The organism is Luteimonas sp. Soil_C_5, from assembly GCF_057656615.1.
Window position 1 is genome coordinate 87,460 of the sequence record NZ_JBDGKA010000004.1, and the last position, 23,594, is coordinate 111,053.

At 63.7% G+C, this 23,594-nt stretch carries 19 protein-coding genes; 10 read left to right on the forward strand and 9 right to left on the reverse strand.

Annotation, left to right across the window (positions count from 1 at the left end; genetic code table 11):
• Positions 1–6 precede the first annotated feature (6 nt).
• Both AC3A5K_RS12280 and AC3A5K_RS12285 read left to right on the forward strand, forming a co-directional pair.
• Positions 7–897 carry a LysR family transcriptional regulator gene (locus AC3A5K_RS12280; protein WP_487617828.1) on the forward strand — a complete coding sequence of 297 codons (891 nt, stop codon included), beginning with the start codon at positions 7–9 and terminating at the stop codon, positions 895–897.
• Between the two features lie 204 nt (positions 898–1,101).
• Positions 1,102–2,487: an alpha/beta fold hydrolase gene (locus AC3A5K_RS12285; protein ID WP_487617829.1), complete on the forward strand. Its 1,386-nt coding sequence runs from the start codon at positions 1,102–1,104 to the stop codon at positions 2,485–2,487.
• Positions 2,488–2,520: 33 nt separating this feature from the next.
• Here the strand turns inward: AC3A5K_RS12285 and AC3A5K_RS12290 are convergent, their stop codons facing one another.
• Entirely contained in the window at positions 2,521–3,480 is a 960-nt protein-coding gene (locus AC3A5K_RS12290) for an alpha/beta fold hydrolase (RefSeq protein ID WP_487617830.1), read from the reverse strand.
• Positions 3,481–3,568: 88 nt separating this feature from the next.
• On the opposite strand from AC3A5K_RS12290, the gene AC3A5K_RS12295 reads away from it, so the two are divergent.
• Entirely contained in the window at positions 3,569–4,147 is a 579-nt protein-coding gene (locus tag AC3A5K_RS12295; protein ID WP_487617831.1) for a CGNR zinc finger domain-containing protein, read from the forward strand.
• Between the two features lie 147 nt (positions 4,148–4,294).
• Here the strand turns inward: AC3A5K_RS12295 and AC3A5K_RS12300 are convergent, their stop codons facing one another.
• On the reverse strand, positions 4,295–5,401 hold the full coding sequence (locus AC3A5K_RS12300) for an LBF_2804 family protein (RefSeq protein ID WP_487617832.1): 1,107 nt from the start codon (positions 5,399–5,401) through the stop codon (positions 4,295–4,297).
• Positions 5,402–5,721: 320 nt separating this feature from the next.
• On the opposite strand from AC3A5K_RS12300, the gene AC3A5K_RS12305 reads away from it, so the two are divergent.
• Positions 5,722–6,789 carry a hypothetical protein gene (locus AC3A5K_RS12305; protein WP_487617833.1) on the forward strand — a complete coding sequence of 356 codons (1,068 nt, stop codon included), beginning with the start codon at positions 5,722–5,724 and terminating at the stop codon, positions 6,787–6,789.
• 210 nt (positions 6,790–6,999) lie between these two features.
• On the opposite strand, the gene AC3A5K_RS12310 is transcribed toward AC3A5K_RS12305, so the two are convergent.
• A complete protein-coding gene (locus AC3A5K_RS12310; RefSeq protein ID WP_487617834.1) occupies positions 7,000–7,185 on the reverse strand; it encodes a hypothetical protein in 186 nt (61 codons plus the stop codon).
• Between the two features lie 454 nt (positions 7,186–7,639).
• Between AC3A5K_RS12310 and AC3A5K_RS12315 the strand changes: the two genes are divergently transcribed.
• Positions 7,640–8,644 carry a DUF1990 domain-containing protein gene (locus tag AC3A5K_RS12315; RefSeq protein ID WP_487617835.1) on the forward strand — a complete coding sequence of 335 codons (1,005 nt, stop codon included), beginning with the start codon at positions 7,640–7,642 and terminating at the stop codon, positions 8,642–8,644.
• A 213-nt stretch (positions 8,645–8,857) separates the two neighbouring features.
• Here the strand turns inward: AC3A5K_RS12315 and AC3A5K_RS12320 are convergent, their stop codons facing one another.
• Positions 8,858–9,253 (reverse strand): hypothetical protein, encoded by a 396-nt coding sequence (locus tag AC3A5K_RS12320; RefSeq protein WP_487617836.1) that lies wholly within the window; start codon positions 9,251–9,253, stop codon positions 8,858–8,860.
• 495 nt (positions 9,254–9,748) lie between these two features.
• Between AC3A5K_RS12320 and AC3A5K_RS12325 the strand changes: the two genes are divergently transcribed.
• On the forward strand, positions 9,749–11,056 hold the full coding sequence (locus tag AC3A5K_RS12325; RefSeq protein ID WP_487617837.1) for a putative bifunctional diguanylate cyclase/phosphodiesterase: 1,308 nt from the start codon (positions 9,749–9,751) through the stop codon (positions 11,054–11,056).
• A 189-nt stretch (positions 11,057–11,245) separates the two neighbouring features.
• Here AC3A5K_RS12325 and AC3A5K_RS12330 read toward each other — a convergent pair whose 3' ends face one another.
• From AC3A5K_RS12330 to AC3A5K_RS12340, 3 genes are all read right to left on the reverse strand, one after another.
• Positions 11,246–12,583 carry a Fic family protein gene (locus AC3A5K_RS12330; protein WP_487617838.1) on the reverse strand — a complete coding sequence of 446 codons (1,338 nt, stop codon included), beginning with the start codon at positions 12,581–12,583 and terminating at the stop codon, positions 11,246–11,248.
• 110 nt (positions 12,584–12,693) lie between these two features.
• The gene (locus AC3A5K_RS12335) at positions 12,694–14,025 is read right to left on the reverse strand and encodes a serine hydrolase domain-containing protein (RefSeq protein ID WP_487617839.1); all 1,332 of its coding nucleotides are present in this window, start codon (positions 14,023–14,025) and stop codon (positions 12,694–12,696) included.
• A gap of 128 nt (positions 14,026–14,153) precedes the next feature.
• Positions 14,154–14,492 (reverse strand): hypothetical protein, encoded by a 339-nt coding sequence (locus AC3A5K_RS12340; RefSeq protein WP_487617840.1) that lies wholly within the window; start codon positions 14,490–14,492, stop codon positions 14,154–14,156.
• A gap of 86 nt (positions 14,493–14,578) precedes the next feature.
• On the opposite strand from AC3A5K_RS12340, the gene AC3A5K_RS12345 reads away from it, so the two are divergent.
• Positions 14,579–14,803, forward strand: coding sequence for a hypothetical protein (locus tag AC3A5K_RS12345; RefSeq protein ID WP_487617841.1), 225 nt, complete (start codon positions 14,579–14,581; stop codon positions 14,801–14,803).
• Between the two features lie 119 nt (positions 14,804–14,922).
• Here AC3A5K_RS12345 and AC3A5K_RS12350 read toward each other — a convergent pair whose 3' ends face one another.
• The gene (locus tag AC3A5K_RS12350; protein WP_487617842.1) at positions 14,923–17,928 is read right to left on the reverse strand and encodes a reverse transcriptase domain-containing protein; all 3,006 of its coding nucleotides are present in this window, start codon (positions 17,926–17,928) and stop codon (positions 14,923–14,925) included.
• A 59-nt stretch (positions 17,929–17,987) separates the two neighbouring features.
• Positions 17,988–20,678 (reverse strand): pyruvate dehydrogenase (acetyl-transferring), homodimeric type, encoded by a 2,691-nt coding sequence (gene aceE / locus AC3A5K_RS12355; protein ID WP_487617843.1) that lies wholly within the window; start codon positions 20,676–20,678, stop codon positions 17,988–17,990.
• Between the two features lie 199 nt (positions 20,679–20,877).
• On the opposite strand from aceE, the gene AC3A5K_RS12360 reads away from it, so the two are divergent.
• Genes AC3A5K_RS12360 through AC3A5K_RS12370 form a run of 3 tightly spaced genes read left to right on the forward strand, consistent with a single transcriptional unit; the run spans position 20,878 to position 23,525 of the window.
• Positions 20,878–22,686: a sensor histidine kinase gene (locus AC3A5K_RS12360; RefSeq protein ID WP_487617844.1), complete on the forward strand. Its 1,809-nt coding sequence runs from the start codon at positions 20,878–20,880 to the stop codon at positions 22,684–22,686.
• 1 nt (position 22,687) lies between these two features.
• Positions 22,688–23,128, forward strand: a complete 441-nt coding sequence (locus AC3A5K_RS12365; protein ID WP_487617845.1) for a response regulator — start codon at positions 22,688–22,690, stop codon at positions 23,126–23,128.
• A gap of 4 nt (positions 23,129–23,132) precedes the next feature.
• Positions 23,133–23,525 carry a response regulator gene (locus AC3A5K_RS12370; protein WP_487617846.1) on the forward strand — a complete coding sequence of 131 codons (393 nt, stop codon included), beginning with the start codon at positions 23,133–23,135 and terminating at the stop codon, positions 23,523–23,525.
• The last annotated feature ends 69 nt before the right edge of the window (positions 23,526–23,594 follow it).

Below are 23,594 nucleotides of genomic sequence, written 5' to 3' on the forward strand. Positions count from 1 at the left end.
GCAGCAATGCAACGAGGCGAACTCAACGATCTGCTGGCGTTTGCGGCCGTCGCCCGCGCGCGCAGCTTCACGAAGGCCGCCGGCACCCTGGGCATGTCGCCGTCGGCGCTGAGCCATGCGATGCGCGGTCTCGAAACCCGGCTGGGTGTGCGCCTGCTCGCGCGCACCACGCGCAACGTCGCGCCGACCGAGGCCGGCGAACGTCTGCTGCGTTCGCTGACGCCGGCGCTTGCGGAGATCGAACAGGGCCTGCAGGCGCTGGGCGACTGGCGCGACGCGCCCTCGGGGACGATCCGCATCACCACGTTCGCCTACGCCGCGCAGATGGTGCTCGAACCGAAACTGCCGGCGTTCCTGCTGGCCAATCCCGACGTGCGCGTGGAAGTGAGCATCGACAACGGCCTGACCGATCTCGTCGGCGAAGGCTTCGATGCCGGCATCCGGTTCGGGGAAGACGTCGACCTCGACATGATCTCGGTGCGTGTCGGTCCCGACCTGCGCACGATCGTCGTCGGCACGCCGGCGTACTTCGCGCGGCATCCGCCGCCCGTCTCGCCCGGCGACCTCGATCGCCACGCCTGCATCGGCTACCGGCTCAAGAGCACCGGCGGATTGCTGCCCTGGGAGTTCGAACGCGACGGCCGCGAATACAACGTGCGCACCCAGGGCCCCCTGGTCGTCGACGAGGTCCCGCTGACCCTGGCCGCCGTGCGCGCCGGCGTGGGCCTCGGCTACGTGATGACGCATGAAGTGGCCGACGACATCGCCGCCGGCCGCCTGGTCCAGGTGCTCGACGACTGGTGCGTGCCCTTCCCCGGTTACCACCTCTATCACCCCAGTCGGCGACAGACGCCACCCGCGCTTCGCGCACTGATTGATGCACTACGCGTCGAGTGAGACGTGGCAGTGCGCAGTGCGGCTTGTGACGTTGGAGTCTCCAGCCATGTCCCGGCGAGCGGCACGCACATGACGGCGCCGGTGCCGCGTGCAATCGGCGCCATCGCTCCGGTCCGCGGTTTCCCTGTCGCCCTGTGACTTTCGACGTGGGCCGTCCGGCCTGACGAACTGCTAGCGTCGCGGACCTTCCATGGAATCCCATCGATGCGCGTCTACGCGGCCGTTTTCCTTCTGATCTCCGGCACGTGGCTGCCGCATACGACGCGCGCTGCCGATGTGCCGGCGCCATGTCCGGACGCGTCACCCGCGCAACTGTTCGCGGGCAGCGAGTGCGTGATCGCCACCCTGCCGCTGCGCCACGAGGCCCCCGACGACGCCAGCATCGACGTCTTCGTCCGCCGCGTGCCGGCGCCCGATCCCGACCGCCGTCGCGGTGAAGTCTGGTTGATCGCCGGCGGACCCGGCGAGCCCGGCGTCTCGCTGCATCCCATGTTCGCGACCTTCCGCGCCGCGTTTCCCGATCACGACCTGGTCATTCCTGACCATCGCGGCACCGGGCGCTCCACGCGCCTGTGCCCGGCGCAGGAATCGCCGGACAGTACCGACGGCGTCGCGCTGGCCGACAGCGAATGGGGACCGTGCATCGGCGCGATGTACGCCGATGCCGCGCGCACCGCAGCGTTCACCATTACCCAGTCGGCGCAGGACCTGTCGGCGCTCATCGCCAGGCACCGCCGCGCGGGCGATGTGCACGTCTACGCGGTGTCCTACGGCACCCAGCTCGCGCTGCGCATGCTGCAGATCGCACCCCAGCCGCTCGATGGTCTGGTGCTGGATGGCCTGGTGCCGCCGGAGTCCGAGGCGCACTGGGATCTGAGCCATCGCACCGCGCTGGTCGATGCCGTCGGCCGCGAAGTGCTGGGGCCGGACGCCTCCGCCGCCTACGCAAGCGTGTTGGCCAACGCCGAGCCGCAAGCCGCATGGCGCACGCACGTCCCCAGCGGCGATCTGCGTCGCACTCTCGGCACGCTGCTGAATTTCCCGACGCTTCGCGACCGCCTGCCGACCATCGTCGACGCCCTGACCCGCAACGACGCCGCTCCCCTGCAGGCCGCGCTCGTCGACCTGCAGGAGATCCAGGCAGTGCTCACGGCAGACCCGCTTGCACCGCCCTCGCTGCCGCTGGTCATGCTGATCTCGTCGTCGGAAAACAACAGCCGTCCGGACCTCGACCGCACGACCGTCGACACCGAAGCACGCGATGCGCTGTTCACCAGCGCGATTCCCGGCTTCCTGGTCGATCCGCCCATGCCGCTGTATCCGCGCGACCGTTTCTTCGGCCGCACGCCCGATCGCCTGCCCCGCACGCTCGTCATCCACGGCACGCTGGATCCGAATACGTCGTACCCAGGCGCCAAGGCCCACGTGTCCACGCTGGCGAACGCGGGACCGGTCCAGATGACGACCGTCGAGCGCGGCGCGCACATGCTCGCGTTCTTCGCGCCGACCTGCTTCGTCGCAGCGACCACTGCATTTCTCGATGACGCGGAAGTGATGCAGACCTGCGGCGAGCCAGAGACGGCGCAGTAAACGGGACGGGCATCTCCGTGGGCGGCTTTGTGGTCAGGGCGCTACAGAGGCCTGCGGCAGATGCCGCTCCAGGAATGCACGAATCACAGGCACGATCTCTCTCGCATGCGTTTCCAGTGCGAAGTGTCCCGTATCGTAGAAGTGGATCTCCGCTTCCGGCAGATCACGCCGCCAGGCCTCCGCACCTGCCGGCAGAAAGTAGGGATCGTGGCGCCCCCAGACCGCCAACAACGGCGGTTGGTAGTCGCGGAAGTACTGCTGGAAGCGCGGATACAGCGCGACGTTCGAGGCGTAATCCAGCAGCAGGTCGAGCTGGATGTCGGCATTGCCGGGTCTGGCGACGTGCAGACCTTCAAGCGTGTATCCGTCCAGAGGGACCAGGCTCGCATCCGGCACGCCTTCGAGATACTGCCAGCGGATCGTCTCCGCGGTGGGGAAGTCCGCGAGCGCAGCGCGATGCTCGTCGGTCGGCGAGGCCCAATAGGTCTGGATCGGCGCCCAGCCTGCGGCCAGGCCGTCCTCGTACGCGTTGCCGTTCTGCGAGATGAGCGCGGTGATTCGCTCCGGATGCGCGGTGGCCAGACGCCATCCCACCGGCGCCCCGTAGTCGTGGACCATCAGCGCATAGCGATCAAGCCCGAGCTGTTCGGTGAAGCGGTCGATTGTGTGCGCCAGATTGTCGAAGGTGTACGCGTACGCCTCGCGCGCCGGCGCCTGGGTAAAGCCGAACGCCGGCAGGTCCGGCGCAATCACGTGATAGCGGTCGGCCAGTGCCGCAATCACGTCCCGATACATGTAGGACGATGCGGCGAAGCCGTGCAGCAGCAGTACCTTGGGCGCAGTGCGGGAACCGGCTTCTCGATAGAACACGTTGACCTCGCCTACCTGTGCATAGCGGTAGTGCACTTGCGTATTCACTGCGGCGCCCCGGGCACTTCCAGCCGCCGTCCCGGTACTCGGCCCCGATCCCGCCGCAACGTGTATCGGTTTCATGTCGCCACCTCCGTAACCTTCAATTCGTTCTTTTGAAGGTTACGGAGACAAGTGGTAACCTGTCAAACAGAGATTATGAGGTTACGCATTGAGTACCCCGAACGCACCCGCACCCCATTTTTTAGCCGGTGATCTGGCACTGGATTTCATCAACACCAGGTTCGGCCCGGCCGCACAGCGCCTGGATGTCCTGCGCGATGACGACAGTGTGCTGCAGTGGCTGAGGCTGGCCGGCATACAGTGCGACACCGCCGTGCGCGCGCCCAAAGGCATCGGGAAGCTCGCACGTGCCTTACGGGACGAGATGGAGCGACTGGTCACCGCGGCCTGCGCCGGAGAGGCGTTCGAAGCAAAGATTGTCAACGACGTGCTGGAAGCCGGTCGACCCGGGAAGGCGCTGGTCTGGGATGCACGCGTGCGTCGGCCGGCACTGGTCGAGCGCCGCCGCAACGACAGCAGTGGCAGCCTGCTGCACTCTGTCGTGGTCGCCCTGGTACAGCTGCTCACGGAAAAGGACCTGCGCCACGTCCGACACTGCGAAGCACACGACTGCACGCTGCTGTTCCACGACACCACCAAATCGCACCAGCGTCGCTGGTGCAGCATGGCGCTATGCGGCAATCGCATGAAGGTGGCGGCATACCGTGCTCGGCAATACGCCGACTGACGCGGGTGTGCCGCTGGCGCCCTGCGGACTAGGCCATGGTGCAACGCGCTTCGCATTGCGCACGCGTCTGCAAACCGACATGCCGCCTGCCGCCCTGTGTTCTACAGACTGACACCGGCACGGACGCAGCGCGCATTCGATGTACACCTATTCCGGCGCGCAACGCCCTTCGGCAATGCGCCGCCGCGCGGCAGGCAGCGCGTCGCCGAGTGGCTGCTTGCACGCGATGTACGCGGATTCGAGTACGCGTCTCTGGCGACGACTGCTGCGTCCACGCAGGGCGGTCGTCGTCGTCATCAGCGCCAGCACAGCGCGCTGCGTCGCTGCATCGGCATCGGCGAGACGGGTGCGCACCCCGGTCCATTCGGGGATACGGGCTTCAAGCCCGAGCGCTTCGCACAGGCGCGCGAGCAGCAGGTCGTAATTGGGATGCGCGTCCTCGGCTGCGACCACGAGTTCCGCGACGGCATCCAGGGCCAGGCGCTGGCCGTCGTCATCCAGCTGCGCCCGCTCCAGCGCCGCGACCGCTTCGCGAACAGCCAAAGGACCGGCGGCGCGCACGCGCGCCTCGCGGATCACCCACCAGGCGATCAGCGCATTCCAGCCGGCGAACACGGGCACCGCCGCGAACGGCAGCAGCACACGCAAGCCGCTTCGCGCGAGCACACGGCGGGCGAGAATGCGCACGATGAAACTGGTCGCGCCGACCTTGACCCGGTAGAGCGCGGTGTACGCCAGCAGCTTGAAGCGCGAGGTGCGCGCATAGGGATCGAGACCATGCAGCGAACGCCGCGGATTCGGAATGTCCAGCGCCGCGCGGGACAGGCCCGTCGTCAGCACGTCGCCGACATCGCCCCGGGCAAACGACAGACCGGCTGCGTCGGCAATGCCCGCGACCGCGCGCAGCAGCACCCAGTACATCGCCAGGATTTCCAGGAGGCTCAGCAGCAGCGCAATCCCGCCGTACCAGGCCCAGTACGCGACATCACTGCCCGGCGACAACAGCGAGGGATCGCTTCCGGTGCCCATTACGTTGCGGAGCCACAGATCCGCCGCGCCGATCAGCGCCGCAGACACCGCGCCCGCCAGCCCGCACAAGCCGATCGCCCAGATCTGCAATCGCCGGATGCGCGCACGGTCTTCGTCCTGCCAGGGCCGGATCTCGCTGTCGTCGCGACGGCAGCCACGGCGCAGGAACGCCAGTCCGGTGCGTTCGACGACGTTGAGGCGTTCGGCGTCCGCTTCGGTATTCAACGATGCTCCAGCGCGATGAAGGGCGGTCGAGTCTAACGACCGCTTTGACAAGACCGGATGCACGCGCAGACGGCCGATGGTCTGCGGCTACGATTGAGCTGGAGCGATCCCAGGCGTTGACGCTTGCGACCGGCAATGCCGGTGTTCCATTCGCTGTTCCTCGAATGTGTCACCCGGCGTGCTCCGCGTCTGGCTTGGGCTGAGCCAACGGAGCTCACAACCACGCTCAGGTCACGGGATGCGGATTTCGCACTCGCCGCGCCTTGGGGTCTGGCGTAGTCGGAATCGAGCCCGCTTCTCTTCGTCGCAGCACTCGAGAGTTGTCCGTCGACGTCGCCATCCATCGTGGAGGTCGCAGCGATCAGCAGAGCCGGCGCCGTCAGGTGCCGAGGATGCTTCACGGTACGGCTTGTCGAGAACATGTCGGCGACTCGACAATCACGCTCCACCCGGGACGTGACAGGAACAGACCCATGAAGCAGGGAATCGCAGCGCTGGTGGCCTCGACAGCGCTGATGTGGGCGGCACAGGCACAAGCCACGGACTGTAACTTCAATGCGGTCGGGGATCCGCGCAATGGCATGACCTTCGTCGCCCTGCAACAGCATCCGGGCGTCAGCGTGTCGAGCGGCCTGGGCCAGATCCGCAAGCTGGCACGCGACGAGAAGTTCGAAGTCGGCTACGACAACATCAAGCCCGACGAAGGCCTGCTGTTCCTCATCCAGACCACCAACAACCCGCCCGTCATCGTGACGGCCAGTGGCGAGCCCGGCGGCAAGTTCGGCCTCGTCATGTCGCTGCAGCGCGGCCAGCAGATCGCCGACGCGGATGCGCAGCGGCACATGTGCGGCATGTTGGCCGGCATCGTGCCCGGCGCCGCCGGCGAAGCGATCGCGCGCGACGCACGCGCAGCCGACAACATGGACACGGTCACCGCGGTCGACGCCGTCGCCTTCTCCGACGAGCTGGGCAAGGAAGCGCGGCGCGTGGGCGCCAGCACCACGACCGCCTCGCTCAAGGACGCGCTGCTGGGACGCAACGCCCGCTCACTCGGACAGCGTGACGTGGACGCGCGCGTGCTGCCCTTCATCGCCAAGTACCTCGGCCGGCGCTACCGGATCGACGGGCAGGTCTACACGACCAGCCGGGGCGGACTGAGCGACACCATGACCGTCGGCTATCTCGTTACGCCGACGCGCGGGCTGCTGCGGGTACGCGCAGACAACGACATGAACAACAGCTTCTTCACCGTGCACTGCCAACTGGCGAGCGACCAGGCGGCCCTGTTCGCGACACTCGGTTCGCAGGACTGGGTGACGCTGGAAGGTGTGGTCGACGACCTGCAGTTGAACGGCATCACGCTGCGCGAGTGCCGGCAGGCAAGGTAGTCGCACCCAGGAGCGACGCGGTGATCGCATGGGACCGGCGGCCGCCTCGCCTCACTCGAATCGGCATCGAAGGGACCAAGGCGTTGGCAGCATGTCCGATGCCCCCGCCTCCGCATCAGGCAAACCCACATCACGTGCCTTGGTCATTCGGATCGCCACGACGCGCCGTTGCGGCCGTCGGCCAGGTCGACCCGTCACGTGCGTAGGGGCCTACGAGTCGCCGACGTCGTCCGCCTGCGTTTGCGCGGCACGGTCCCGCTCAGCCTTCTCCCGCTCGGCCTTTTCCCGCGCGTCCTGCTTCGCCTGATCGTGATGCCACTTGATCGCGAAGAACATGCCCGTGCCGAGCACGACGACCTTGAAGACGATGAAGACTATCGGGAACCAATCGTACATTTGTGCTGCATCCAGGCTGTCATTCGACATCCGTCGAGTGGCATCTTAGACCTGTCCCCAAGGGCACCCGCGCGACAGTTTGTCGCACCTGTGGGCCTTGGCATGCGCTCACAGTCAGCGGCGTGAGCGCGAGCGGCCTGACCTCTGCCTGGCAGCCCCTCTCGAAGCGTCGCGCCGCAGGACCGACCGGCCGCGTCCAGGCCTCGGTGTGCGCCGCGACATTCGGCCAGGATCTGACGCCGCGGTCGCTCGAAGCCGCGACGAAGCGCGCCACCGACCTTCCGCCTAGGGCTCGCCCCAATGTTGCCGCGCCAGCAGACGCGCTCAAGATTCGATACCACTCCTGCGCGCTGGTCTGCACATGTCCCCGTCCATCCAGTCCTGCACCTACGCCCCTCCAACCGGCCCCGTGGATCGCTGTGAACTGCCCCCCGCGGATCCTCGCGGGCCCGGCATGACGCCCAGCACGACGGTCGACGCCGGACCCAACGCGTTCACGCTCGGAGTGGATGGACCGGACCCGGATCTCCAGGTGGGCGGCAGTCACGACGATCAGGAACATCAGCGCGATGCGCTATTGGCACTGAGCGTAGACGCTGCGGCGAGTTACGCCTCCGGCCAGATCCCGGGCGCCACCCGCACGCCACCCGACAATGAAGTCGTCGACACCCTCAACCAGCTCGACCCGAACCCGCCCATCGGGCTCGACGGCCAGGACGTCACCCACGCCGTCTATCAAAGCGAAATCCCCAACACCACCGCGCAAGAGGCATACGAACACTTCGTCAACAATCCGAACGAAGTGTTCAACGCGGGCGGCATGGAAATACGCCCCCCTGCCGACCGCCTCGTCGATGGCGAGCGCTACATGCTCGAAGTCGGTGGCCCGCCGCCTACATGGCTTCCCGTCGAGATCCGCCTGGATCCCGGCAGCAACGCCATCACCATCAACACCCTCGACGGCCACGTCCTGCGCGGCGAACAGACCTTCACGTTCACCGACTGCAATGGCGGCGCCGTCCTGACGCAGGACGCCCGCTTCCAGGCCAGCACCCAGATCGTCGGCGATGCCCAGGAGATCGCGCCGATCTCCACGGCCCAGCACCAGAGCTGGCAGTTCGCGCATCGCGAGATCTATGAACAGTTCAACGGCGACCGCGGCTACGAAGGCCTCGGCACCGGTATCCAGCCGGCGGCAGTGCTGGGGCCGGTCGTCGAGATCCTGCGTGACCCCGGTGCAGCCGCGGATGTCTTCATCGATATCGGGGGTGAGCTGGCCAACGAGACCTTCGATCACTGGGGCGCCGAGGCCGGTGATGCCATGGATCGCCTCGGGATTCCGGGCGGTGACGTCATCCGCGACGTGTCAGACAGGGCGGGCGACGTCGTCAGCGATGCCGCCGACTGGACGGGCGACCGCGTCGAGGACGGCGTGAACTGGGTGCGTCAGTGGTTCTGAGATGAGGCGCAACGCCCTCAACGCTGAGCTACGCACGACCCTCTGATTTTCACATCCACGCCATGCTGAGCGAGGGTGCCGTGCAGCCGGGCGGATCGGACACGTGAATCTGCCGGCTGGCACGCGCTTTACGAGGCCGACGCCTTAAGCCATGAGCGTTAGAGGCCACCGCGGACCAGACCAAATCACCCTGATCACCAGACACACCAGAATTCAAGATGCAAGATAATTCCCTTCATCATCTACCCAAATAATGGTGGGCATTTCAAAAAAGTACATCACAAGATCCTCGTCATCTTCATTTGCAACATCGCGTGGCCACTGACTCCTCAAATAGCACACGATATCTTCCGCTTCGATTGACCAGTGACAACTCTCGTCTTCAATTTTGAAGGCAGGATCAGGATTAAGGTCAGAGACATAGACGTCCGCGCCAGGCGCGATGAATTTTATTACCCCGGCATCCAGAAGCTCCTTTAGCACCAGAAAAAATTCGTTCTTGTGCTGATCGAAAGTCAGCTCCGGATGCCAGCCCACCACCGTCTTGAACAAGCCCGATATCCATAGACCGAAAGCATCACGCGCTATCGCTTGTGTTGCCTTTTTCACTCCCCTCCCCTTTAGAGCTTGATCGTCTCGACCAAGTGAACTGCTGCGTCAGCAACGCCGAAGCGACGCCGCCTCTGCCGCCTAGCGCTGCACCAATCGCCAAGCTTGCCAGTTCTGCGAGGTCACGAAGGCTCTGGTGCCCTCCACCAGCCCGCCAGCTCGTGAGCCGCCGCTGTGGCTTGGATGCAATCTGGTTGCCGGACGCACCGCGTGCGCCATTGAACGCGCTCCCCGTTAGCGGAGAGACCGCAGCATCCACCGCGCCGTGAAGGAGGACCTTCGGAGGATGACCGCCCTTCAGATAGAAGTGAAACTGGCATCGGGATCATCTGGATCGAATCGACGCTGCTTCGAATCAGCATCCAGTGCGAGACGACGTTCCCCGTAGGCCCCCCGTTAGCCTTCTCCCGGAGACGACATGGCGTCACCATGTGGCGCTGGCGCTCAAAGAACGATCAAAGAATGACGGATGTAGATGGCCACGATCAGCACGGAATGCTGAAATTCCAGACCACGGCGCGTCGCGAGAAGGTGGCCGCCATTCTGTTGCTGACAGGCGTGGCGTGCATCGTCCTCGGGCTGGCGTGGACCGTGTGCTACTGGTATTTCGATCGCGCGGAACTGTCGGGGCTGTTCTTCGCCGTTGCGGTGGTCGGCGTGCTGGCACTGACCCGCAGCAAGCGAAGCGACGGCAAGTCGGTCCTGCTGGTCGCACACGGTATCCTGGTCGCGGTGTGCGCCATCGCGTTGATCGATGCGCCCATTGCGTGGGTGCCACGATCCGCACACATGTTCCTGCTTCCGCTGGCGGCTGGAGCCGCCTTCATTTTCGAAGCGCGGGAGCGCTACGGCTCCCTGATCTTTCCAATGATCTGCCTGGCGGCGTTCGCGGCGTTCGCAGCCGGGGCGCTGGATCCACTGGCGCCGGGAATTTCGCCGCCCGTCGAGGTGAGGGAGTGGGGCGCACGCTCCAACATCATCTTCGCCATCGCGCTGCTGGCCGCCATTTTCAAGATCTACCGGGCGGACGTCGGCAGGCGCCTGCAGATCGAGCGTGAACTCGGACGCGCCGTGCGCAATGGGGAGATCGAGTTGATGTACCAGCCGCAGGTGCGCGGCGACGGCACGGTCACGGGCGTGGAAGCGCTGGCGCGCTGGCGCCACCCGTCGGGCACCCTGCTGTCACCCGATGTGTTCATCCCCGTGGCCGAAGAGAGCACGCTGATCAACGACATCGGCCTGGAGGTCCTGCGCCAGGCCTGCGAGACGCTCAAAGCCTGGTCCGGCGGGGCGCATACACGTCACCTCCGCATCGCGGTCAACGTCAGCCCCATGCAGCTGATGGACGAGGCGTTCACGACGTCGCTCACGGCCGTCATCCACCAGGCGGGCATCGACCCTGCCCTGCTGGAGCTGGAACTCACGGAATCCGCGTTGTCCGCCAACACGTCTGCGATCGTCGACAAGATGCGCGCGATCGAAGCACTGGGCATCACCTGGGCACTCGACGATTTCGGCACCGGCTATTCGTCCCTGGCCACGCTGCGCCAGCTGCCGGTGCGCAAGCTCAAGATCGACCGCCAATTCGTGCAGGAAGCCGCCAGCCAGGACCGCGCGCAACACCTGCTGGGCAAGATCATCGAGATCTCGCAGGTGATGCACATGAGCGCGCTGGCCGAGGGCGTCGAAACCGTGGCCCAACGCGATCTGCTGATCGGGATGGGTTGCGACCACTTTCAGGGGTATCTGTTTGCACGTCCCATGCCCGAAGCGATGTTGGAGGCCTGGCTGGACGCGCATTGAAGAGACGGTTGGCGGCATCAGCCCGCGAGGTAAGTGAACCTGCCACCGAGACCCCTCGTTATCCCATCGATTTAGCGCTTCGGAATCGGTAGCGCAGCGTGGCGCAGAGCATGATTTTTCGCCGGTCCGCAAACTGGCGCATACCCGCGAGCGACGTTCCCGCCCCAGCTTGGCGCTTCCTCCCGCACTTCAACGCTTCAGGCGCTTGGCCATCTCTTCCGCAGGCGTGAACACGAACGCCTTTCCGCTGCGCCCTTGATCGAGCAGTCCAAGCTTGACCAGGCCCAGCAGATCCGCGCGCGCGGTTGGATAGGTGACCCGATGGGCCGCCTGATGACCGGCGATCTCGTAAGCGCTTTCGGGGTTGCGGATGGCGTGCAGCAGCAACGCACGCTGACGATGGTTCAGCAGCGCGCCAAACGGAGAACCGGGACGCAACAGTGTTTCGGCCTGGCTGCGTTCGCGTCCTTTTCTCGCGAGGTAGCCCCGCAAGCCCTCGACGGCATCGATGATGACGTTCAACTGGTGCGCGACGAAGTAGGTCAGGTCGGTCCCGTCGCTCTCCGTGTAGAGGTAGGCGCGGATGTAAGGCACCGGCGCCTTCTTCAGCACGCTGGAGATGGAGATGTACTCGCTCAACCAGTATCCAGACCGCAGCATTGACCAGTAGAACAAGGCGCGCGCGGTGCGGCCGTTGCCATCGCAGAACGGGTGGTCGTAGCCGATCTGGAAATGGATCGCGATCGCACGGACAATCGGATGCAGGAACTCGCCTTCGTCCTTGGCATTGGCGAAATCGCAGAGTGCCTGCAGGCGTTGCGAAAGTTCCGCAGCACGCGGCGGCACATGCAGCACGATCTCCGGGTCGAGCCGGTCCTGGACGACGACATTGTCTTCGGCCGTGCGCAGACGGCCCGCCTGCGATGGATCATCCATTGCGTCATCCATCAACTCGCGATGGATCTCGAGAATGGAATCGATGGTGAGCGGATCCGCCTGCCGTCGCCGCAGCGACTGCATCATCGCGTAGTTGTTGTGGATCATCCGTTCGCTGCGATCGCGGGGCGCACGCCCGGTGCTGAGCATTTCCTTGGCGATCTGCCGCGTGGTGGAGGCGCCTTCCAGTTGCGATGAGGTCATCGCTTCCTCGATCAGCGAACGCATCAGATAGTGCTTTCGGGTCGTGTCTTCATCCACCAGACCGCTGGCCTGGATCGCACCGGCCGCCTCGCGGTCCAGGAAGTGCAACTGCCGCTGCATGTTGCTGGTCAGCGACACGGTGAACGGCTGCCCCGCCTTGTCGGCCAAGGCGACAGGCCGCTCCAGACCTGCACGGGCCAACTTGATGCCGGCCCACCAGCGCTCGGCACTCAGCCCAGCAGGTGGCGTCAGATGCCTGACATGGTCCCAGTGGTCATAGACACCGTTGACCTCCGGACCGATCCCGTGGCGCAGCAGCGCCGCAATGTCGGCGCCGCCCTTTCGAAGAAAATCAGCGAGTTGCGGTGCCTTGACCGGTAGCTTCATGGCGAACTATCAGTTTTCTATAAATCTGATAGATATTTATATCAAATCTTCCTGGCACGCAAACCGCGTTCATGACGCGGCTTCGGGATGAACGTGCCTGGCTCACAGCATTAGCGTTCCGAGGCGTCGCTCGCTGCTGCCGGCGGCGACAGATGCCAATGCAGCCGCGTCAGCAGGCGATCGCAGATCGGCGGATCGCGGTTGCTGAGGCACACCATGGTCATATCGTTAGTCGGATAGATCGACAGCGCGACGCTGTTGCCGGGCGCACCGCCGCCGTGGCCCCAGTGCGGAAACTCGGGTGGGCCTGACGAGATGAAGCCGTAGCCGTACCAGTCGGTCTGCTGCTTGATCGCCTCTTCCAGCAGCGGCAGCGGGATCAGCTTGCCGGCCTTGAGCGCTTCGACGAATCGCACTTCGTCATCCGCCGTGGTGACGCCGCCGCCTGCGGGTGTGCCGCGCCATGGCAACTGATCGGTGTTCGGCACCAGCGTGCCGTCGTCGGCCTGCGTGTAGCCGCGTGCGACGCCATCCATTTCTTCCAGCGTCGGGAAGCGCGTGGCCGTCATGCCGGCGGGCGCGAAGATGTGTTCGGCCACGTAGTCGTAGTAGCTCTGGCCGCTGACCGCCTCGACCACCGCGCCGAGCAACAGGAAACCGTAGTTCGAGTACTCGAAGTCAGATCCCGGCGGGAACGCCGGTGCGCGGTCGCCGTTGAGCTTGATCATATCTGCAATGGAGCGCACCCATGCGCGGTTCGCGCTTTCGTCCGGCTGCAGCACGCCGATGTCGCCGGTGCCGCCCTGATGCGAGAGCAACTGCCGGATCGTGACGGCCGCCATCTCCTGATTGGGGTAGTCGGTCAGGAACTTGCCGACGGGATCGTCGAGGCCCACCTTCCTGGCATCGACCAGCTGCAGCACTGCCGCGGCGGTGAACATCTTGCCCTGCGATGCGAACAGGAACGACGTGTCCAGCCCCACCGGCGTGTCGTCTTCGCGATTGGCGATCCCGAATGGCTTGGCATAGAGACGCTGGCCGTTCTGCTCGATGACCAGCACGCCCGAGAAGCGATCCGCTGCCGCCAACTGCGTGGCGAACGCGTCGAAAGCCTCCAGCGCCTTCGCCTGCGAAATCTGCAGCGGCGCCTGTGTGATGTGTTCGAGACGCCCCGACGCGGCGTCCTCGACCTTCACGGTGATGCGTCGCTGGACGGGAAAGCTGCGCTCCTGCGTCAGCGCGACGAACTCCAAGGGCTCGCTGCGTTCGACCGCGACCACATCCAGGCCGCCGGTCTCTTCGCGACTGTCGAGCAGGTACTCGATGTTGTGCTCGGGCTCGCCGAATCGTCGTTCGTTGAATTCGGTCAGCGCAGCGCGTTCATTGCGGTTGAATGCGTCCAGCCATTCGTCGAAAGCTGTCTCAGCGGAGGGCTTGGCCAATGCCGGCATTGCGAGGCAAAACAGCAAAACTGCCGCTTTCAACGGGATCCACATGAGCACTCCTTCCTTGCCGGTCACCGGAGCGGCGAGTGTGTCCCCAATCGAGCCGAGAAGTGAACTTGGGATCGTTAACTATTGGTTGGGAACGGTCTCACGCCCGCTCTCTTGTCCCACCGCGCCTCGCTTGTCGCAAGAAAACGCGCATGAAAGGTGGAAAATCCACCGAGCAGTGCGGCCCACGCTATCTGCGCCAGCGGATGGTCGGGGTCTGCCTCTGGAAAATAAATCACTGAAGGCACGAAAATCACTAGAAATTTGATCCAGACCCAGAAGTGCATGCGCCGAAAGCTCTCATGCCCCAGATAAGGTTCCATCACACCAAGGGGCGCAGTGGGAGTCCACGCCCAATAAAAGCCTGCCCCAAGCACGAGCCCTCCGATCAGAACCCCTAGGGTTGATGCATCCATCGCGCGCGCTCCTTGCAGCCTCGGTTGTAACCTGCTCTCACCGAGAGCTCACAGAACGTGGAAGTGAACCTGACCCCGTTATCTGGATGCTGGGCCTGCTTGCGGCCTACGCATTCGGCGCGATGACGTTGGGACTTGCAGGGGCCTATGTCTCGGGCGATCCGGTGCTGAGTCAGCTGTCGCTCGGACTGCTCGCCTTCGGTCTGGGCATGGTGGGCCTCCTGCGAACCGCGATGGAGATGCGAGAGCACCATCGACTCGACCGCAACCTGCAACCGGTCGACGCCGACACGATGGGTTCGACTCCGTGAGTGGCAGCCTGCCTCAGCTGCAGAAGGGTTAGAACCGGCGGAACCTAGCAGCAACGGGAGCAAGGAAGTGAACCTGACCCCGTTATCCGACCCCGTTATCCCGCTTAGAGCAGCATCCGCTATTTCCGAGGCGAGACGTTAGATTTCCGACGCCATATTCGACCCGCCGCTCGCTTCCTCTCATCAGACATTGAAAATCCGATCGGCAACGGCTTCCAGTCCTTACCAGTGCCGCGTGACCGATGAAATTTTTTAAGATCGGATGCGTTCAATGGCGCCACAACGTAGTAGTCCTCGTCACCGCCTTTGACTTGGACCACGTCACGTTTATAAGACTCAACAGCCGGGGCCCTGACGCGGCTATCACCATACTGACGGCTGTTGACTTGAACGACGTATGCGTGAAGATCCTGTGCCGCCGCTTCCACAAGCGCGGAAAACGAATTGACATCGCGATTCCACTCGAGAACGAACAGGGTATCTACACAACCCTGGAAGCTTCTCCTGTTATCGATGTTAGTGAGGTCACTGCAAATAAGAACGCCGAAGAAATGATCTCCGTGCTTGTAGATCGGCCTAGCACGCTCGAGCTCAACCGGCCGCAAAATTCTTCCTGCGTTAGCAAGTGCTTTCCGCTCCTCGTGGGCCGGCAACATCTTTGGTTGAATATAAGAAATATGAGAACTATATCCAGGCCATCTAGTGCAAAGGGCGATGAGGGCATCGTTATTGAAGTACCCGGACGCCGCCTGATTCTCCAATCCCGCCAGAAACGATACATTCGACCTGGCAAGTTTGGCCGCTGCACTGAAAGCCCAGCGCCGCGGGACAGATGCCTCTGGAAAGACCACATAGTCAAGCTTAGATTCGCTTGACAAAATATCGTTTATTATTCGATTAAATCGTTTATATCTAGCCAAGCTGCGGTTTGGCTTTCCGGCGAGCGCAGAGCTCCAGTCCTCCTGATCTGTAAGATAGCTCACGATGGCCACCCTAACGGTATCTTTAATTTTGTTAGGGACTGACAAAATTACCTGTGCGCTTCGTCCCTCTGACCTGGATATCATAGGCGCTCCGCGAGCCCTAGATCTTGCGCCTCGAAGAGCAAAAAGAGCGCTCCTTAGCAACACCGGAGAAGTCAATAGATCGGGAGCAACAGCTGTCATCTCGTGGACAGTTAGCGGTCTTGTTGCAAAGGCCACACCGGGCCAGTAGATCTTTTGATAGTCTCGATCGGCTACTTGCGTGAATCTTCGCAGACCTCCCAATCGAAGCTCCCTCTGGACCGCAAGATCAGAAGGAGCGCGAGGCGATCGCGGCCCTTTAGTCGCCGGCTGATTAATCCACATGTCTTTGTACGCTCGCCGACCCATGTCAGAAAAGAGAAGCCTATTCGACGCCTCCCTGAGCGGAGTTTTCGAGACGCTCGGCGTCTGAATCTCGCTGATTGACTTTATTTTCCTCATCAATGATAAGTATGCGGGCTGAACTTTAAACCCTTTCACTGTTGCCGACTGCAGAGAGACCTGAAAAAAGTTTCTAGCGTAGAGCTGTTGCAGCTTATCCAATTTGTTCGGATCGTGGCTGACGGTTTCACGAATCAACCCCATGACCTTACTGAACTTGGCTACGAGCGACGAGGCTTGCTTGAAATCACTGCACGCCACTGCGAGGCCAATTACGCGCACAATGTAATTAAAGTAGTCAAATACACCTACCGGAGTGATTACGTAGCGCTCAACCATTCCGTAGAAGATATTCCGAGTCTTCTTCCAGCTTCCCGGCGTCAGATCTCGAGCATGCGCTTCGACGTCACCTAGAAGCATCGCAAATCCAAGGCGCCTGATTGAAACCGTATCCGCCTTACGTAAGGCATCCGCCTCAAGACTTGCATCTGAAGACGTAAGTAACGCCTTTGCCAGCATCCCCTCTGTTGTTTCAGGAAGAACCGGCAGCAGCCGATATTCGCTCGATCTGCTGCGAATCTGCTGCTCTATCTGGCCCACCAGATCCAAACCGAAATTCTTCTCCACCTTGAACACTTTCTGCTTTTCATTTGAAAACTGAATCCTACTGTCGGTCAGATAGGGCGTCCTTAGCTCGGTGGACTGACTAACACTGTCAAATAAAAGATCCTCCCCGTATTTTTCCGAAATCCAGCTAAAAAATTCGCTAGAGGATGATATTTCATCAGGAGCTTGAACCACCAGAAAAATATCATCCACGTATCTTCCATAATATTCGGGTGATATTTTAGACTCAATTTTCTTATCGAATTCAGAAAGCGCTACATTGGCGATAACCTTGGAGGCAGAAAGCCCTACCGGCAGAGCTCCCTCAGGCCGCTCCTTGAAGTCAGGCGTAGCTTCATACCAAGAATGAAGGCTGTCTATAAAAAGTCGAGTGAAGCCCACCTGCTCATCCGAAAGCGAAACCCCTATAGAGTCAATATACTGAGACCGAAGTAGAAACTCAGGTGAGATATTGTGGTAGTAGCGCTTCGCGTCCATTGTTGCAGCAATGACAGACTTGTTCTGCGACACGGCGCGGCGGATCGCTGTAAGCCCATTCTCTCGCCAAGCTTGGTAAGCGCTAAAATACGGCGTAAATAATCCAAGCGAGTCTCTATTGAGCCCACCCTCGGCCATGGGATCTCGCCAAGAACTACGTCGGCGAAGTCTGTTTCCGTAGCTAAGCCTCTTATCAAGGCTAGCTTCGAAAACATGGCCAACTTTTATAATCCATAGCGCACTTATTATCTGGTAATCGACCGACGCCGACATTATCAGCCGGAAATCCGCCGCCGGTTTATCACCGGTGCTTTCAAATTTTTTGCGCCAATCTTCACATGGATCAAGGCTAGAGAAATGCCCGCGGGTATCCATCCAGCTTCTTGGCAAAGCGAGTCCCTTCGGAGCAAACAAGTGCCCGCCTATCCGCAATGGGTCTTTCCACCACCCTCCTGATTTAAGCTCCCTCAGCAGACGGGTCAGGTTCTTGTGCAGATGCTCCTCATACCTTGAAAATGCAAGGGCATCAAAATGCACTGCTTCGAAGAACGCATCCGACTTAGCCTTCTTATAAGCGAGGTAGAGCTCTGACAGCTCTAGAAATTCCATCTTCATTTGTAAACTTTCCCCAAAAAAAAAGGGCAGCCTAAGCTGCCCTTCTGACTTGAATTCAATCAAACCCCAACCGGATTCGCCTTCTCCGGATCGATCTTGTACAGCTTGATCGCCCGGGCGACATCCTTGCCGGTCATCTTGCCGTCCTTTGCCAGCGCGTCGATCGCCGCCTGGGCGATGTAGTAACGATCCACCTCGAAGTGACGGCGCAGATTGGCACGCGTATCCGAGCGGCCGAAGCCATCGGTGCCGAGCACGGTGTACGTGGCGGGCACGAAGGCGCGGATCTGGTCGGCGAACGCGCGGACGTAGTCCGTGGCGGCGATGACCGGGCCCTGGCGGCCTTCGAGCAGCTGGGTGACGTATGCCTTGCGCGGGGTCTTGGCTTCGGGGTTGAAGCGGTTCCAGCGCTCGGCATCCCAACCGTCGCGACGCAGCTCGGTGAAGCTGGGGCAGGACCAGATGTCGGCGGTGACGCCGAAGTCCTTATCCAGCAGTTCGGCGGCGGCGATGGCCTCGCGCAGGATGGTGCCCGAGCCCAGCAGCTGCACGCGCAGCTCGCCTTTCTTGGCCTTGCCGGCATCCTTGAGCAGGTACATGCCCTTGATGACGCCCTCGGCCGCGCCTTCAGGCAGCGCCGGGTGGCTGTAGTTCTCGTTCATCAGGGTGAGATAGAAGAACTCGTCTTCCTGCTGGTCGAGCATGCGCTGCATGCCGTAGTGCAGGATCACCGCCACTTCGCCGGCGAACGTCGGGTCATACGCGCGGCAGTTCGGGATGGCGCCAGCCAGCAGGTGGCTGTGGCCGTCTTCGTGCTGCAGGCCTTCGCCGTTGAGCGTGGTGCGGCCGGCGGTAGCGCCGAGCAGGAAGCCGCGGGCGCGCATGTCGGCGGCTTGCCAGGCGGAGTCACCGATGCGCTGGAAGCCGAACATCGAGTAGTAGATGTAGAACGGCAGCATCGGCACGTCGTTGGTGCTGTAGCTGGTCGCGGCGGCCATCCAGCTGGAGAACGCGCCGGCCTCGGTGATGCCTTCTTCCAGCACCTGGCCGGCCGCGTCTTCGCGGTAGTACGAGAGCTGGTCACGGTCGACCGGCTTGTACTTCTGGCCCTGCGGGGCGTAGATGCCCAGCTGGCGGAACAGGCCTTCCATGCCGAAGGTGCGGGCCTCGTCGGCCACGATCGGCACCACGCGCGGGCCCACCTGCTTGTCGCGCAGGATGATGGACAGCGACTGCACGAACGCCATGGTGGTGCTGATCGAACGCTCGCCGGTGTCCTGCATCAGGCGGTCGAACACCTTGAGCTCGGGCGCCTTGAGGGTCTCGGTGCTCTTGCGGCGACGCTGCGGCAGGAAGCCGCCCAGCGCCTGGCGGCGCTCGAGCATGTACTGCACTTCCTCGGAATCCTTGCCCGGGTGATAGAACGGGATTTCGCCGTCCTTGAGCGCGGCGTCGGACACCGGAATCTTGAAGCGGTCGCGGAAGGTGCGCACGGCTTCGTCGTCGAGCTTCTTGGTGTTGTGGGTCGGGTTGAGCGCTTCACCGGCGCTGCCCAGGCCGTAGCCCTTGACCGTCTTGGCGAGGATGACCGTGGGCTGGCCCTTGGTGTCCATCGCGTTCTGGTAGGCGGCGAAGACCTTGTGCGGATCGTGGCCACCGCGGTTGAGGCGCCAGATGTCGTCGTCGCTGAGGTTGGCGACGAGGTTCGCGGTTTCGTCGTACTTGCCGAAGAAGTTCTCGCGCGTGTACGCGCCGCCGAACGCCTTGCAGTTCTGGTACTCGCCGTCGACGGTCTCCATCATCAGCTTCTTGAGCATGCCGTCCTTGTCCTTGGCAAGAAGCGGATCCCAGTAGCTGCCCCAGATGGTCTTGACGACGTTCCAGCCGGCGCCGCGGAAGCCGCCTTCCAGTTCCTGGATGATCTTGCCGTTGCCGCGCACCGGGCCGTCGAGGCGCTGCAGGTTGCAGTTGATGACGAAGACCAGGTTGTCGAGGCCTTCGCGGCCGGCGACCGAGATCGCGCCGAGGCTTTCCGGCTCGTCCGTCTCGCCGTCGCCCATGAAGCACCACACCTTGCGGTCGGACTTGGGCATCAGGCCGCGGGCTTCGAGGTACTTCCAGTAGCGCGCCTGGTAGATGGCGGCGATCGGGCCCAGGCCCATCGAGACCGTGGGCACCTGCCAGTAGTCGGGCATCAGCCAGGGGTGCGGATAGGACGAGATGCCCTGGCCGTCGACTTCCATGCGGAAGTGGTCGAGCTGGGCCTCGGTGAAGCGGCCTTCCAGGAACGAGCGCGCGTAGATGCCCGGCGAGCTGTGGCCCTGCGTGGCGATGACGTCGCCCGGGTGATCGGCCGACGGCGCGCGGAAGAAGTGGTTGAAGCCGACGTCGTACAGCGTGGCGCTGGAGGCGAAGCTGGCGATGTGGCCGCCGAGGTCGCCCGGCTTGCGGTTCGCGCGCACCACCATCGCCATCGCGTTCCAGCGGATGATGGAGCGGATGCGCCATTCCAGCTCGGAATTGCCCGGCATCTGCGGCTCGAGATGCGTGGGGATGGTGTTGACGTATTCGGTGGTCGGCGCGAACGGCAGGTGCGCACCGGCGCGGCGCGTCAGCTCGACCATGTTTTCCAGCAGGCCGTGCGCGCGCTCGGCACCATCGGCTTCGATGACGGCCTTGAGCGACTCGACCCATTCGCGGGTCTCGGTCGGATCGGGGTCGTTCTGCAGGACGTCGTTCAGCCAGTTCATTCTGTGCTCCAGCGCGACACTCTGGGTCGCGGTGTAAGGGTCGATCGGACCCCCGATTCTAACAGGGGTGACACCGGGTACCGGACGGTGCCGAACGGTGGCGATTGCCAGCGGTGCGGGCCTCGGCGATGATCCGCTGTTCAGGGGAGGCTGCGGCATCATGGCGCGCTTGCCCGTCCGTGCCCGAGTCCCGCCTCCGATGCCCTTTTCCGCCACCTCGCCCTTCAGTCGCTGGCGCACGCCCGTGCTTGCCGTGGCGATCGCGCTGATCGTGATCGGGCCGTTCCTGATCATCCGCAATGCGACCACCGAGGCCGAAGAAGCGACCACGGCGGTGATCCACACGCGCGAAGTGCAGACCCTGATCCACTGGGTGTCGGCCGATGCGCGCAGCCTGGAAGGCGCGGCGATCGCGCGTACGCGCGGCATCGACACGCCGCTGCTGCGCCAGCGCATCGAGGACGCCCGCGAGCGGGCGCTGCCCAATCTCGACCAGGTGCTGGTGCTGACCCGCGACAATCCCGAGCAGCAGGCCAGGCTGGGCGCGCTGCGCAATACGCTGGAGCTGCGGCTGGGCCGGATCGACATCGTGGTGGCCGCGGCCGAGGACGCGACCTACGAACAGATCGACGAGATGATCGTCCTGTACCCGATCCAGCGGCTGGTGCAGGACATCGTGGCCGCCGAGGAAGACCTGCTGCAGGACCGCAAGGCCTACGCCGACGCCGCCAACCGCCGCGCCACGATGGCCAGCTGGTCGGCGATGATCGTGCAGCTGCTGCTGTTGCTGGGCGCCAGCTACTTCGCGCTGCGCCAGCAGAGCGGTCGCGTCAGCGCCGAACGCCAGGCCAGCCAGGCCAGCAACCGGGCCGTGGCCGTGCTGGACACGGTGCGCGAGCCGATCGTGCTGATCGATGCCCAGCAGCGCGTGGTGATGCACAACGCCGCCTTCGCCGAACTCTACGGCGTGGACGAGGACGCCCGCGGGCGCCGTCTGGCCGAACTGGGCGGCGGCGCCTGGGAAAACCAGGACACCCTGCGCCGGCTGCACGACGTGCTGGCCCGCGACCGCGAGCTGTGGGACTACACGCTGAGCCAGCCGACCGCCGACGGCGTCGAGCGCACGATGCTGATCAACGCCCGGCGCATGCCCCTGCCCGACCGCGAGGATGCGGTGGCGCTGATCACCGCGTCCGACGTCACCGCGCAGAGCATCAGCGAGCGCCAGATCCGCGAGCTCAACCAGCAGCTGGAAGGCAAGGTGGAGCAGGTCTCGGACGTCAACCGCGAGCTGGAGGCCTTCAGTTATTCGGTCTCCCACGATCTGCGCGCGCCGCTGCGCCACATCGCCGGCTTCGCCGACAAGCTGGGCCGCCACCTCGGCGACGAGGTCGACGAGAAGAGCACGCATTACCTCAACGTCATCGGTTCGTCGGCGCGGCGCATGTCGGCGCTGATCGACGACCTGCTGGTGTATTCGCGCCTGGGCCGCAACGCGATGCGCCTGCAGAGCGTGGACCTGCAGTCGATGGTCGCCGACACCCGGGCGATGCTGGACAGCAATGCGCATTCCGAGAATCCGGACCACCGCATCGAATGGTCGGTGGCGCCGCTGCCGATCGTCGTCGGCGACGAGAACATGCTGCGCCAGGTGTGGATGAACCTGCTGGGCAATGCGGTCAAGTACAGCAGCGCCACCGAGCCGGCGCAGATCACCGTCGACTGCACGCGCCTGGACGAGGGTGGCTATCAGTTCAGCGTGCGCGACAATGGCGCCGGCTTCGACATGCAGTACGCGGGCAAACTGTTCGGCGTGTTCCAGCGCCTGCACTCGGCCAGCGAGTTCCCCGGCACCGGCGTCGGTCTGGCCAGCGTGCGTCGCGTGCTGGGTCGCCACGGCGGCCGCATCTGGGCCGAGGCCGCGCCAGGCCAGGGCGCCACCTTCTTCTTCACGTTGCCCGCGTCCGGTCAGGACTCGGGTGCTTCCACGACCACCGGAACCCACTGACATGAGCGAAATCCGCACGATCCTCCTCGCCGAGGACAGCCCGCACGATGCCGAGATGGCCATCGATGCGCTGCGCGAGGCCCACCTCGCCAACCCGATCGTGCATGTCGAGGACGGCGTCGAGGCGATCGACTACCTGTTCCGCCGCGGCAAGTTCGCCGACCGTCCCGAGGGCGACCCGGCGGTGCTGCTGCTCGACATCAAGATGCCGCGCATGGACGGTCTGGAAGTGCTCAAGCAGCTGCGCGACCACGAAACGCTCAAGCGCATGCCGGTGGTGATCCTGTCGTCGTCGCGCGAGGAAAGCGATCTCGCCCGCAGCTGGGACCTGGGCGTGAACGCCTATGTCGTCAAGCCGGTGGACGTGGACCAGTTCTTCGACGCGGTGCGCACGCTCGGCAAGTTCTGGGCCGTGCTCAACGAAGTGCCGGACGTCGAATAAGCGCATGACGCCTGACGAGACGGCGGCACCGGATGGCCGCCTGCGCGTGTTGATCCTCGACGATTCGCGCGACGACGCCGAACTGACGGAACTGGCGCTGGCCGATGCCGGCCTGGCGGTCGACGTGCGCACGGTGCACGGCGAGGCCGGGCTGCGCGAGGCGCTGCAGGCCTTCGCGCCGCAGCTGCTGCTGTCGGACGTCAACCTGCCCGGCTTCTCCGGCGCCGAAGCGCTGGAACTCACCCGCGCCCTGCGCCCGGGCGTGCCGGTGCTGTTCCTGACCGGCTCGGCGATCGGCATGCCCGGCGAAGAGCTGCCGGTCGGCGACGGCCTGGTCTACAAGGACGAACTGGACCGGCTGCCGGACGCGGTGCGCGAAGTGCTGCCGACGGTCTGAACGGCGCGGTCGACACGTTCGCAACATGAAACAGGCCGGTGCAGTGCACCGGCCTGTTTCGTTTCCATC